The organism is Bacillus sp. UNC438CL73TsuS30, assembly GCF_000482325.1.
GTDB lineage: Bacteria > Bacillota > Bacilli > Bacillales > Cytobacillaceae > Neobacillus.
This window is the reverse complement of record NZ_KI535295.1, coordinates 566,798-579,760: the sequence shown is the minus strand read 5'-3', so window position 1 is coordinate 579,760 and position 12,963 is coordinate 566,798. Positions and strand designations below refer to the sequence as shown.

Below are 12,963 nucleotides of genomic sequence, written 5' to 3'. Positions count from 1 at the left end.
CTGCTTTTCTGTGAAATCATTCTTCTGTCTTTTCTACTTGGTCGGCAAATAATCCGTATACATATTGTTCTGCATTAAATTCTTGCAGGTCATCCATTTTTTCACCTAGGCCAACGAATTTTACTGGGATTTTTAATTCGTTGCGGATAGCAAGGACAATTCCGCCCTTTGCTGTTCCGTCCAATTTTGATAATACGATCCCGCTTACATTCGTTACTTCTTTAAAGGTTTTCGCCTGGATAAGCGCATTTTGACCTGTAGTTGCATCAAGGACAAGGAGAACTTCATGTGGTGCGCCGGGGATTTCCCGTTCGATTACCCGTTTGACCTTCTCGAGTTCCTTCATTAAATTTACTTTATTTTGCAATCGTCCCGCTGTATCACATAATAGAATATCCGCTTTACGGGCTTTGGCTGCTTGAATTGCATCATACATAACCGCTGCCGGGTCAGAACCCTCCGCTTGCTTGATTACTTCAACACCTACTCTCGAGCCCCATACCTCAAGCTGTTCGATTGCACCAGCACGGAAAGTATCCCCGGCAGCCATCAGGACCTTTTTTCCTTCACTCTTAAACTTATGTCCCAACTTTCCAATCGTTGTTGTTTTTCCAACCCCGTTGACACCTACAAATAAAATAACGGTAAGTCCCTCTGGTTGAATATTTAACTCCGAAGATAGCTCTTCACCCGCATTATATATATCCACCAACTTTTCGGAAATTACACTTTGAACTTCCTTCGGGTCCTGAATATTGCGGCGTTTTACTTCCATTTTCAGTTCATCAATTAATTCCATTACTGTTTCAAAGCCCACATCCGCCTGAATGAGGATTTCTTCTAATTCTTCAAAAAAGTCCTCATCAACTTTACGGTATCTGGCAACAAGATCATTTACCTTGCCAGAAAAATTATCCCGTGTTTTTGTAAGACCTTCCTTAAACTTTTCCGTAACAGAATCCGCTTGTTTCGTAATTTTTTCTTTTAATTTTTTAAAAAAGCTCATGATTTCACTTCCCTCTCTTAAGATTCAACAAGCTCCTTTGTTTCCTCTAACCGAACCGACACAAGCTTTGAAACACCAGATTCCTGCATTGTTACCCCATAAAGAACATCTGCCTCTTCCATCGTCCCTTTTCGATGAGTAATGACAATAAACTGGGTTTCTAAGCTGTATCGTTTTAAATATTGACTAAAGCGGTGAACATTTGCCTCATCAAGGGCAGCCTCGACCTCATCAAGAATACAAAATGGCACCGGCCTAACCTTTAAAATTGAGAATAGCAAGGCTATAGCAGTTAACGCTCTTTCTCCTCCGGATAGAAGTCCCAGGTTCTGCAGCTTCTTCCCCGGGGGCTGCGCAACAATTTCTACACCCGTATTTAATAAATCCTCCGGTTCAGTAAGTCTTAAATCGGCGCGGCCGCCTCCAAATAAAGCGCGAAATACCGGTTCAAAATGGTTTCGGATTCCTTCAAACGTCTGTTCAAACCGTTTTTTCATTTCCATATCCATTTCTTCAATCACTTGGTAAAGCATTTCTTTTGCTTCTTGGAGATCGTTTTTTTGTTCATTTAAAAATTCATATCTCTCTGAGACCCGTTCATATTCTTCAATTGCCCCGAGATTTACATTGCCAAGCTCTTCGATTGCCAATTTAATCAACTTAACCCTTTTTCGGGCTTCCTCAATTGGAACCATTAACGGGAACTGTTCTTTCGCTCCTTCAAAAGATAATAAATATTCTTCTCTGAGGTGGCTTAGACGGTTTTCAAGTTCTACATCCAAACGATTAATTTTGACTTCTTCATCCTTTAACACTTCGGTCATTCCACGGTGAAGACGCTTTAGCTCCTTTGCTTCGAGCTCTAAATCCTCTAGAACTGTTTGCAGCTCCAAACGTTCTTTTCTTCTTGATGAAATAAGCTCAATCGTTTCTTGTTTATCCTGTTGCTTCCTGACTACTTGTTCTTCCAATTGTTCCTCCCCGGAAGAGCTATTAGTCATTTCTGATGAGAGCAGCTGCAAGTCGTCCGATAAAACCGCTAATTTTTCTTCGCTTTCAGTTAAATCATCCTTTGTAATCGCAAAACGTTCTTTTGCATTCGTCAACTGTTCATTTTTAGAAGCAAATTCTACCTTTAATTCATTCATTTCATTTGTTAAGGTTTCTTTTGAAGATAAATCATGGGTCTTTTGCTCGGTTAACTTCGCTATAAGCTCATCAAGGCCAGCAATCTTCTCTTGATAGGTTTCAAGATCATGAGATAATTCACTTTTTCTCTCTGTTAAACGATCTCGTTCTTCGAAAAATTGACCTTTTTCTAAATCATAGATGCTTAAACGCTCATTTATATTCTTTTCCTCAAGCTCAGCACCATGTAAATCCCCTTTTAGTGATTGCTCGTTTACCCTTAATTCCTCTCCGGTTTTGCGAATTTCTTCAAGAAGACCTTCATTTGTTTGAACCTCTTCTTTTAGCGCTTTCACTGTTTTCTCTAATCCAGAGGTTTTTTCCTCCATTACCGTAAGCTTTGTTTTCAAATCTTCTAGCTCACCTTTTCGTGTTAACAGCGAGGAATTTTTTTGCTTCAGGGCACCGCCTGTCATGGAACCGCCAGGGTTTACAATATCACCGTCAATGGTTACGAGGCGGGATCGATATTGAAGGATTTTTGCCAATTCATTGGCACCCTTTAAGTCTTTTGTAATCACCACATTGCCAAGAAGATTATTCATTACTTCTGCGTATTTTTGGTCGAACTGGACTAGACTTACTGCAGTTCCAATGAAGGAAGGATGATTTCTGATGGAAGACAGTTGGGAAGATGACAATGGCCGTCCTTTTATGACACTAAGCGGTAAAAAGGTTGCACGCCCAAACGAATTTTGCTTTAAAAATTGAATGGCCATTCGTGCATTTACCTCTGTATCAACAACGATATGCTGCAATGCACCCCCAAGGGCTGTTTCAAGGGCGGTCTCATATTGTTTTGGCACCGTTACTAGTTCTGCAACTGCACCTTCAATTCCGGATAACTTTTTCCCGCGTGCCTTTAAAACCTCTTTAACGCCTTGGAAAAAGCCCGAAAAGTCCTCTTCCATTTCTTCAAGCATTTCTTTTCTTGATTTAGCCTGTTGCAGTATTTGATAAGCTTGATACAAGGTTTTTTCTTGCTTTTGGTAATTGTTTTTAGCCGACTCCAGCTTCTTTTGCTGCTCACGAAATAATACAACATGATCGCCCAGCTTTTGCTGGATTGCTGCTAATCTGTTTTGAATCGATAATTTTTTCTCTGCAGCAATTTGGCGTTCCTCAATAAATCTGCTATTTTCCTCGTCGAGCCGTAAGTTCTTCTTCTCTTGCTGCTCAAGCTGCTGGACAATCATCCTTATTTCATTTTTAGCTCCTGCCTGAGCATTCAGCAATTCAATATATTCACTTTTTAATGATTCAATTTTTTCATCCATGTTTTCCGCGAATAATTGGAGCTTCTCTTGCTTTTCCTTTAACTGAGCTTTAAGTGATTGTGCCTGCTCACTTAAAAGTCGAACCGACTCTGCTTGCCTATCACGATTCTTTTTAAGCAGGTTCACCTTCTCTGCTAGTTCAGATATATTTTTGATTAATTGGTCTTTATTCTGGGCAGCATTTTTCTTTCGTTCCTTTAAAACTTGCTTCCTGCCCTCCAATTTTTCAAGTTCTTCGCTTGCATAAAGGAGAACATTTTGTAAATCGGAAACCGACTCATCTATGGCTGTTACGTGATCCCTTGTTTCAGCAATTTGAGCCTCTTTCTTTTGAAGCTGGGTCGAGAGCTTTAATTCTTCTTGTTGATGCTCTTCTAGCAGATGAGTTAGCTTTTCCCACTTTTGATGGAGTTCTTCAATCTCATAAACTGTTAGTGCTACTTCAATTTTTTCAAGCTCTTCTTTTTTCTCTAAAAAGTCTTTTGCCATTGATGCTTGAATTTTAAGCGGTTCCACCTGGCTTTCAAGCTCGTAAAGAATATCCGTCACACGATTTAAATTCTCTTGTGCTTCCGACAGCTTTCCCTCAGCTTTTTTCTTACGATTTTTATATTTTAATACTCCCGCAGCTTCTTCAAAAATTGTCCTTCGATCTTCCGGTTTACTATTTAAGATTTCCTCAACCTTTCCTTGACTGATAATGGAAAAGGCTTCCCTTCCTAATCCGGAATCCATAAAAAGATCCACAATATCCTTTAGTCTGCACGGCTGTTTATTAATAAAATAGTCACTGTCACCAGAACGGGATACTCTTCTTGTTACACTTACCTCATTATAATCAATCGATAACCCCTGGTCCTGATTATCTAAGGTTAGGGTTACTTCAGCAATATTAAGCGGTTTTCTCGAATCACTCCCTGCAAAAATAATGTCTTCCATTTTTGCCCCTCTTAATGATTTTGCTGATTGTTCTCCCAATACCCAGCGGATTGCATCCGTAATATTACTTTTTCCACTGCCATTTGGCCCAACCACAGCCGTTACGCCAGGGACAAAATCCACTCCGATACGGTCAGCGAATGATTTAAATCCAATGATGTCCAACCGCCTTAAAAACATTTGAAAATCCTCCCTTAAAGCGCGTTAAGATGTATTACATGGTTGTTTTTCCTTTTAAAATTCCAAGCGCCATTTGGGCTGCATGCTGTTCTGCTTCTTTTTTGGATTTACCAGTACCAGTCCCTAATTCTTCACCATTTAATGAGACCCTCGAAATAAATTCTTTATTATGGGCAGGTCCGATTTCCTGGAGAACTCGATATTCAATCACGCCTGTCCCATCGCGTTGAATAAGTTCCTGAAGCTGGCTTTTAAAATCCATCACATGAGAAAAAGCACCCGCATTAACCTTAGGAAAAACCACTTTTTCAAGAAATTCAATCACTGTACCAATTCCTTTTTCTAAATAAAGCGCCCCAATGAAGGCTTCAAATACATCTGCAAGTAATGCAGGACGCTCTCTGCCTCCTGTCATTTCTTCTCCTTTTCCTAATAAAATATATTTTCCAAAGGAAAGTTCATTTGCAAAAGAAACAAGTGACGGCTCACAGACAATAGCGGCCCGGAGTTTTGTTAGTTCTCCTTCACTCATCATTGGATACTTTTTATAAAGGAATTGTGAAACAGTAAGTTCAAGTACGGCATCTCCTAAAAATTCAAGCCTTTCGTTATCTTCATAAGGCTTCCTGCGATGCTCATTCACATAGGATGAATGGGTAAAAGCTTGTTTTAATAATTTCTCATTATCAAAATGAATTCCAATATTCTGTTGAAAATCTTTGAATTGATTTTCTTTTGCGCGACTGCTTGATTCTTTTTCTTTGCCATTTTTGCGCATGAAAGTCTCCACCTTGCAATTAATATTCACATACATTCACTAGTAATAGTTTAAAAAAGTTCTGTTAAAAACGCAAAGAAACTTGGCAGTACGTTTGAACTGCCAAGTTGAAGAAAAGCCCCGTTTGTAAACGGAGCCAACTTTTTAGAAATCCAACGATTATTTTTTGCTATTTATGTAAGTAACAGCATCACCAACTGTGCCGATTTTTTCAGCATCATCGTCAGAAATTTCCATATCAAACTCATCTTCCAATTCCATTACTAGTTCAACTACGTCAAGGGAATCAGCGCCAAGATCGTCCTTAAAAGAAGCTTCAAGCGTAACTTGAGACTCGTCTACACCTAAACGGTCCACGATGATCTTTGTTACACGTTCTAATACCTCTGCCATGCTTGTTCACCTCCCCTCAAGCTATTATAGAGTATTTGATTAAAATAATAAATGTTTAATTATAAAAAATTACATCACCATGCCGCCGTCGATGTGAAGGGTCTGTCCTGTCATGTAGGAACTGTCATCAGAAGCAAGGAATGCCGTTACTTTTGCGATATCTTTAGGTTCTCCAAAACGGGCTAATGGAATCTGTTTGAGCATTTCCGTTTTGATATCCTCTGTTAATTTGTCTGTCATATCGGTTGTAATAAATCCCGGTGCAATCGCGTTAACCGTAATATTTCGGGCAGCAAGTTCTTTCGCGGTTGTTTTCGTTAATCCAATCACACCCGCTTTTGCCGCAACATAGTTAGCCTGACCTGGATTACCGCTGACACCAACAATGGAAGCAATATTAATAATTCTTCCAAAGCGCTGCTTCATCATTTGTCTTGTTACAGCCTTCGTACAAAGAAAAACCCCTTTTAAATTAATACTAATGACATCGTCCCACTCTTCTTCTTTCATTCTCATCAATAAGTTATCCTTTGTAATCCCTGCATTATTAACGAGAATATCCAGTTTTCCGAAGCGGTCAACTGTCTCTTTAACCATTGATGCTACTTCTTCAGAATTGGAAACATCACACTTTACTGTAAAAGCATCTCTTCCCAACGCTTTAATTTCATCCACTACTTCATTAGCTTTTGCCTCACTACCGGCAAAATTCACAGCCACATTTGCTCCCTGCCGTGCTAACTCAAGAGCAATTTCACGACCGATTCCTCTTGATGCCCCTGTTACAAGTACTGCTTTTCCTGCTAAATTCATAATTGCCCCTCCTTTAATGCTTCAATTACATCCTTGCAGCTTGACGCGTCAGATATAGAGTAAGTTTTCACGGAACGATCTATTTTCTTAATTAATCCTGATAAAACCTTCCCAGGTCCAACTTCGATAAAGGTATCTACACCAAGTTCAATCATCTTCTGAACGGAATCTTCCCATAACACAGGTGAAAAGAGCTGTTCAATTAGCTTTTCTTTGATTTCCTCAGCCTTCTCCATTGGTTCCGCTGAAACATTGGCGATGACAGGAATTTTCCCATCCTGCATATTCAATCCATCTAAAACACCCTTTAATTCAGCAGCGGCCGGTTTCATTAGTGAAGAATGGAAAGGTCCGCTAACTTCAAGTGGAATTACGCGCTTAGCCCCTGCTTCCTTCGCCTTTTCACCTGCAAGCTCTACTCCTTTTCGCGAACCGGAAATAACAATTTGCCCGGGACAATTTAAATTAGCCAAAGAAACCGGATAGCCTAATTCACTCACTTCGTTACATGCAGCTGCAAGCTTTACACGGTCAAGACCTAATACTGCCGCCATTGTGCCTTCTCCATTCGGAACGGCTACTTCCATGAACTCGCCTCTTTTTCTGACGGCATATACACCTTCCTCAAAGGTTAAGGCACCGGCTGCGACTAAAGCCGTGTACTCACCTAGGCTGTGGCCGGCAAGAAAATCTGCTTGAATCCCTGATTTTTCAAATAAGGATAACAATGCAATACTTGTTGTTAACAAGGCAGGCTGCGCATTCACGGTTAACGTCAGCTCCTCTTGTGGGCCTTCAAAGATAATTTTACTTAAAGAACTATTAAGTGTTTCATCTGCTTTTGTAAAATAGCTCATCATTTTAGAATTCTGTTCAGCAGCTTCTTTTCCCATACCAACTGTTTGGGAACCCTGCCCCGGAAAAACAAATGCAATTTTACCCATTTTCGCACTCCTTCTTACTGCTCAATTTTCGAAACATTTGTTTCTTCAACAGCATTTTTTATTAAACCAACGACATCATTTCCTGCCATTTCTCTTGTTTGGCGAATGGCACTAAAGACGGCCTGTGCATTCGAGGAACCATGTGCTTTAATCACTGGTGCTTTTAAACCAAAAAGTGCAGCTCCGCCATATTCGGAGTAATCCAGCTTGCTTTTCAACGAATACAAATTTGGTTTTAGAACAGCAGCCGCCAGTTTGCTTGTTAAACTGCTCATTAAAGCTGTCTTTAACATTTTCATCATGGAAAGAGCCGTACCTTCAATTGTTTTTAATACCATGTTTCCTGTAAAGCCATCGGTAACGACCACATCGGCTGCGCCTTCAAGCAAATCCCGAGCTTCCACATTGCCAATAAAATGGATGTTGGTTCTTTTTAATAGTTCAAAGGATGCTTTCGTTAATTCGTTACCCTTTTTTTCCTCTGCACCAATATTTAACAATCCAACTCGTGGTTTTGCAATTCCTCTTACTTTTTCACTATAAATAGATCCCATGATGGCATATTGCACTAAATGTTCCGGCTTCGCATCCGCATTCGCTCCAACATCTAATAGTAGAAAACCTTCTCCTCCGATAGTTGGTAAGGTGGGGGAGAGCGCCGGGCGGTCAATGCCGTCAATCCTGCCTACCACAAACAGTCCTGCCGCCATCAATGCACCCGTATTACCGGCGGAGATACATGCATCGGCATTGCCTTCTGCAACCTGCTTTGCAGCTAAAACCATTGAGGCATCTTTCTTACGGCGGACTGCCCGTACCGGTTCATCCGTTCCAAGGATTACCTCAGTTGTATGAAGGATTGAAATTCTCTCATGCCCTGTTAAATATTCCTTAATTTTACTTTCATTCCCAACAAGGGTAATATGTATATCAGAAAATTCTTGAACAGCCTTTATTGCACCAAGGACTATTTCTTTAGGGGCATGGTCGCCGCCCATTGCATCAATTGCAAGTTTCATTTTGTCTCATCCCTTAATGATTTTTCGAACGGTACATTTCAAATTCTCCGATAAAAACAAGCTCATTATTTACAAAACTATTGACTTCAACAAAGGTTCTCCCCAGTTCGTCATCAATTTTTAACACCTTAGCCTTTGCAATTACCCGTTCTTTTTGCTTTACAGATCGTTTAAATTGAATATTTGCTTTCGCTGTTAAGGCTAGTTCATCATTGATGACAGCAACGGCCAAAGAATTTGCCTGCGCAAATAAATGATGGCCGCGGGCTATCTTATTTCGTTTAAAAACATGCTCTTCTTTAATATCCAAAATGGATATCGCACTATGATCTAAATCTATATCAATAATTTCACCAATGATTTCATCAAGCGGCAATGAACGGACCTCATTGGAAAATCGCTTTTCAGCTACATTTTTAATTCGTTCCCTAAGTTCCGGTATCGATAACTCTAATCGATCCAGACGGATGGTTTGAACACTGACTTGAAATTTTTCCGCAAGCTCTTCATCCGTCGTAAATGGATTTTCTTTTATGGTAGAGGTTAGCAATTGCTGCCGTTCTTTTTTATTTCTTCTCATGATTTTACACCGTCCGAGCTCTTATGACTAGGTACTAATAGTAGTATAAAAGTAGAAAAAGCAGATTGCAAGAAATACTTTCACACTTGCCATCTGCTTCCTAGTTATTATTCATTAAATTCATGAGAATTAGTCTAGTTTTTCTCCTTCTAAAACACCTGACCCCTCAAGCTCATTCCGTAAAAATTTATATTCCGGTGATGACCAAAACGCTTTTGATTGAATCATCAATGCTGCATCATTTCTGGCGGTTTCTAGCGCCCGATAGTCATGGACCATATCTGCTACTCTAAATTCTGGAATCCCGCTTTGTTTTTTTCCAAAGAAATCCCCTGGTCCACGCAGCTCTAAATCTTTTTCGCTAAGAACAAAGCCATCGTTTGTTTCAGTCATTATTTTCATTCTTTCCTGACCAACTTCGGATTTTGGGGCCGCCAGCAAGACACAATAGGATTGATCGCTGCCTCTTCCTACCCGCCCTCTGAGTTGATGTAGCTGTGACAGACCAAACCTTTCAGCATCGTAAATCACCATCATCGTCGCATTGGGAACATTTACGCCCACTTCAACAACGGTTGTAGAAACAAGTATCTGAACATCATTTGCACTGAAAGCCTTCATAACGGTATCCTTGTCATCCGAGCTTAGACGGCCATGCATAAGGCCAACCTTATAACGGTTTTGAAAGAAATGGGTAAGGGTTGTATGAACATCGATAGCATTTTGAACATCAAGCTTGTCTGATTCTTCGATTAACGGACAAATAACATAGGCTTGATGGCCTTTGCCCAGTTCTTTTTCCACAAATCCGAGGACTCGGTCTAGCATCTCGGGTTTTGCCCAATATGTTTCAATCTTTTTTCTTCCTGCCGGCATTTCATCAATGATGGATACATCCATCTCACCAAAGACAGTTATCGCCAATGTACGGGGAATCGGAGTTGCAGTCATAAACAAAACGTCGGGATTTTCCCCTTTTTCCCTTAATATCCTTCGCTGTTCGACCCCAAAACGGTGCTGCTCATCCGTAATCACAAAACCAAGATTTTTAAAGGTTACCTCCTCTTGAATGAGCGCATGGGTACCAATCAGAATATTCACTTTTCCTTCAGCTAAGTCCTGTAGAACTTCACGTCTCCGTTTTCCTTTTACGGAACTAGTTAACAGCTCACAGCGAATCGCAAAAGGGTCTAATAAACTATTAAGTGATTCAGCATGCTGTTCTGCTAATATTTCGGTTGGTACCATTAACGCTCCTTGAAAGCCTGCCGTTACACTTGCATATAATCCAATGGCAGCAACGACTGTTTTTCCTGAACCGACATCCCCTTGTAACAAACGGTTCATACGGAGGCCTGACTTCAAGTCAGCTAAAATTTCATTCACGACCCGTTTTTGAGCATTGGTTAACGGAAAAGGAAGTGCATCAATAAAAGATTTTAATTTTGGCTGCGAATAATTTTGGGATATTCCTGGTGATTGTTCTCTTTCAAATTTTCTTAAGGCTTGCATTTTAAGTTGGAACAAAAGAAATTCTTCATAAACAAAACGACGTCTTGCCTGCTTTACATCATCTGAGGTATTAGGAAAATGCATGGCCCAAAGTGCATCACGGCGGCCAAGCAGCCGATATTTATTTAAAAGTGGTAGCGGTAGATTTTCTTCAATCTTATTTCCATATTGCTGATAGGCAAGGCTAATAAACTTCCGCATACCTTTTGTCGTCATTTTTCCTCGTAAAGCGTAGACAGGTTCAAAATCATGTCCTTTCGCATTCGGGCCGACCTGCATTTCATTAGCCGTAATCGTTTGCCGGTGTGCATCCCATTTTCCTGTGACGGTAATGGTTTCATTGATTACGAATTTATTTTTTAAATAGGGCTGGTTAAAAAAAACCACCTTGATCAGGTATCGGTCCACAAAAAGCCGAATGGTAATCTTCGATTTCTTTCTCCCATAATAGGCAAGAGAAGGCTCACTATGAACCTTCCCTTCTACCGTAATTTTTTCGTCATGCTGAACCTCCGTTAAGTCACGGAGTCGATAGTCTTGGTAACGATAAGGAAAATACTCCAACAAATCATGAATCGTGTTGATTTTCATTTCTGCCAAGGTTTCAGCCGTTTCCCCACCAATTCCTTTTAAAACAGTTACCGATTGGTTTAATTCCGGATTCACTGTTCTTCTAGCGGAATACCGAAAATCTTCGCTTCTAGTTTGCGACCTGTCGGTGTTGCCGCCAAACCTCCCTGTGCAGTTTCTTTTAATGCAGTCGGCATATTCTGACCGATTTTATACATTGCGTCGATGACTTCGTCACAAGGGATTCGGCTGGTAACCCCTGCTAAAGCCATATCGGCCGCAACCATGGCATTCGCAGCACCCATTGCATTTCTTTTTACACAGGGTACCTCAACTAATCCAGCTACAGGGTCGCAGACAAGGCCAAGCATATTTTTCAAGGTAATGGCCATTGCCTGTGCACATTGATCAGGCGTTCCTCCGGCCATTTCGACAATAGCTGCCGAAGCCATTCCTGCTGCTGAACCTACCTCCGCTTGACATCCCCCAGCGGCACCCGAAATTGAAGCGTTATTTGCTACAACAAAACCAAATGCACCGGCAGTAAATAGAAACGCTACCATTTGTTCACGCGTTGGGTTCAATTTATTTTTCAAAGCGAATAAGGTTCCTGGAACCACACCAGCTGACCCGGCAGTAGGCGTCGCACAAATCGTCCCCATTGCAGCGTTTACTTCATTTGTGGCAACTGCTTTGCTAACCGCATCAAGCACTGTTTCCCCTGTTAAGAAATTTCCTTTTTGAATATACGCTTGGAGAAGAACGGCATCCCCTCCTGTTAACCCTGAGTGGGATTTTACTCCTTTAATTCCACGTTCAACCGCTTCCTCCATGACCCGCAAATTACGATCCATAAAAGCAATAACCTCTTCTCTGGAACGCCCGGTAACAGTGACTTCCTGTTCAATCATAATTTCTGAAATTTTTTTATTTTGACTATTTGCAAGCTCTACAAGTTCGGCTACATTTCGAAACACAAGCCTTCCTCCTCATTGGTGGATCCATTTCCGCCTTTATTTGTTGTCTATCTCCAGCGCATAGGGGCTGAAGCATTTTGTTTAATCTACAATTTTAGTTGCTTTCAGTATATTTGGAAGCTGTTCTAATTCGTTAATTAGTTTATCATCAATATTTTGGTCTACTTCAATCGTCATAAGGGCCAATTTCCCAACCTCTTTTCGAGAAACCTCCATATGTCCGATATTGATTTGATATTTGGCAAGTGTATTGGCAACGCTTGCAATCGTTCCGAATTTGTCATTATGAACTACTAAAATAGCTGGATGATTGCCTGATAGCTTTAGTTCGAAACCATTTAACTCGGTTATTTCAATTTTACCCCCGCCAATAGAGATACCAACAAGTTCAAGTTCCCCATTATGATCCCCCAGAATGATTCGTGCAGTGTTTGGATGATCGGTTACCGCATCTTCCTCAATAAAGCGAAGCTTCATTCCTTTTTCATTTGCAATATCAATCGCATGAATAATCCGGACATCATCCGTATCAAAATCTAATAATCCACCAACAATAGCAACATCTGTCCCATGACCTTTATAGGTTTTAGCAAAAGAGCCATATAAAGAAATGTTCGCCCATTTTGGCTCTCTTCCAAACAAACTTCTTGCCACCCTGCCGATTCGTGCCGCTCCTGCCGTATGTGAACTTGATGGCCCTATCATAACAGGTCCAATAATGTCAAACACACTTCTATATTTCAAATGAGTTCTCTCCCTTATGTTTTATCTATCTATAGGTCAAAAT

Annotated in this window: 11 protein-coding genes; all 11 read right to left on the bottom strand. The window is 40.6% G+C overall.

From position 1 onward, the window contains the following. Positions 1 to 16 precede the first annotated feature (16 nt). The 11 genes from ftsY to sdaAB all read right to left on the bottom strand — a co-directional run bounded on the left by ftsY (position 17) and on the right by sdaAB (position 12,920). The gene (ftsY, locus tag M028_RS0116615) at positions 17 to 1,006 is read right to left on the bottom strand and encodes a signal recognition particle-docking protein FtsY (RefSeq protein ID WP_026574855.1); all 990 of its coding nucleotides are present in this window, start codon (positions 1,004 to 1,006) and stop codon (positions 17 to 19) included. Between the two features lie 17 nt (positions 1,007 to 1,023). Next, positions 1,024 to 4,590, bottom strand: a complete 3,567-nt coding sequence (gene smc / locus M028_RS0116610) for a chromosome segregation protein SMC (RefSeq protein WP_026574854.1) — start codon at positions 4,588 to 4,590, stop codon at positions 1,024 to 1,026. A gap of 34 nt (positions 4,591 to 4,624) precedes the next feature. Next, a complete protein-coding gene (gene rnc, locus M028_RS0116605) occupies positions 4,625 to 5,368 on the bottom strand; it encodes a ribonuclease III (protein WP_026574853.1) in 744 nt (247 codons plus the stop codon). Positions 5,369 to 5,527: 159 nt separating this feature from the next. Beyond that, a complete protein-coding gene (locus tag M028_RS0116600; protein ID WP_026574852.1) occupies positions 5,528 to 5,761 on the bottom strand; it encodes an acyl carrier protein in 234 nt (77 codons plus the stop codon). A 69-nt stretch (positions 5,762 to 5,830) separates the two neighbouring features. Continuing rightward, a complete protein-coding gene (gene fabG, locus M028_RS0116595; protein ID WP_026574851.1) occupies positions 5,831 to 6,574 on the bottom strand; it encodes a 3-oxoacyl-[acyl-carrier-protein] reductase in 744 nt (247 codons plus the stop codon). Further along, positions 6,571 to 7,518 (bottom strand): ACP S-malonyltransferase, encoded by a 948-nt coding sequence (gene fabD / locus M028_RS0116590; protein WP_026574850.1) that lies wholly within the window; start codon positions 7,516 to 7,518, stop codon positions 6,571 to 6,573. The genes fabG and fabD overlap by 4 nt, the downstream gene beginning before the upstream one ends. A 14-nt stretch (positions 7,519 to 7,532) precedes the next feature. Continuing rightward, positions 7,533 to 8,537, bottom strand: a complete 1,005-nt coding sequence (gene plsX, locus M028_RS0116585) for a phosphate acyltransferase PlsX (protein WP_026574849.1) — start codon at positions 8,535 to 8,537, stop codon at positions 7,533 to 7,535. A 13-nt stretch (positions 8,538 to 8,550) separates the two neighbouring features. Beyond that, positions 8,551 to 9,117, bottom strand: coding sequence for a transcription factor FapR (gene fapR, locus M028_RS0116580; RefSeq protein WP_026574848.1), 567 nt, complete (start codon positions 9,115 to 9,117; stop codon positions 8,551 to 8,553). Positions 9,118 to 9,246: 129 nt separating this feature from the next. Continuing rightward, positions 9,247 to 11,295, bottom strand: coding sequence for an ATP-dependent DNA helicase RecG (recG, locus tag M028_RS0116575; protein ID WP_026574847.1), 2,049 nt, complete (start codon positions 11,293 to 11,295; stop codon positions 9,247 to 9,249). Next, positions 11,292 to 12,176: an L-serine ammonia-lyase, iron-sulfur-dependent, subunit alpha gene (gene sdaAA, locus M028_RS0116570; protein WP_026574846.1), complete on the bottom strand. Its 885-nt coding sequence runs from the start codon at positions 12,174 to 12,176 to the stop codon at positions 11,292 to 11,294. The genes recG and sdaAA overlap by 4 nt, the downstream gene beginning before the upstream one ends. Before the next feature lie 81 nt (positions 12,177 to 12,257). After that, the gene (gene sdaAB, locus M028_RS0116565) at positions 12,258 to 12,920 is read right to left on the bottom strand and encodes an L-serine ammonia-lyase, iron-sulfur-dependent subunit beta (RefSeq protein WP_026574845.1); all 663 of its coding nucleotides are present in this window, start codon (positions 12,918 to 12,920) and stop codon (positions 12,258 to 12,260) included. Positions 12,921 to 12,963: the final 43 nt, after the last annotated feature.

Coding starts and splice junctions, on each gene's coding strand:
- ftsY (WP_026574855.1), bottom strand. CDS start 1,006: ATGAGCTTTTTTAAAAAATTAAAAGAAAAAATTACGAAACAAGCGGAT.
- smc (WP_026574854.1), bottom strand. CDS start 4,590: ATGTTTTTAAGGCGGTTGGACATCATTGGATTTAAATCATTCGCTGAC.
- rnc (WP_026574853.1), bottom strand. CDS start 5,368: ATGCGCAAAAATGGCAAAGAAAAAGAATCAAGCAGTCGCGCAAAAGAA.
- M028_RS0116600 (WP_026574852.1), bottom strand. CDS start 5,761: ATGGCAGAGGTATTAGAACGTGTAACAAAGATCATCGTGGACCGTTTA.
- fabG (WP_026574851.1), bottom strand. CDS start 6,574: ATGAATTTAGCAGGAAAAGCAGTACTTGTAACAGGGGCATCAAGAGGA.
- fabD (WP_026574850.1), bottom strand. CDS start 7,518: ATGGGTAAAATTGCATTTGTTTTTCCGGGGCAGGGTTCCCAAACAGTT.
- plsX (WP_026574849.1), bottom strand. CDS start 8,537: ATGAAACTTGCAATTGATGCAATGGGCGGCGACCATGCCCCTAAAGAA.
- fapR (WP_026574848.1), bottom strand. CDS start 9,117: ATGAGAAGAAATAAAAAAGAACGGCAGCAATTGCTAACCTCTACCATA.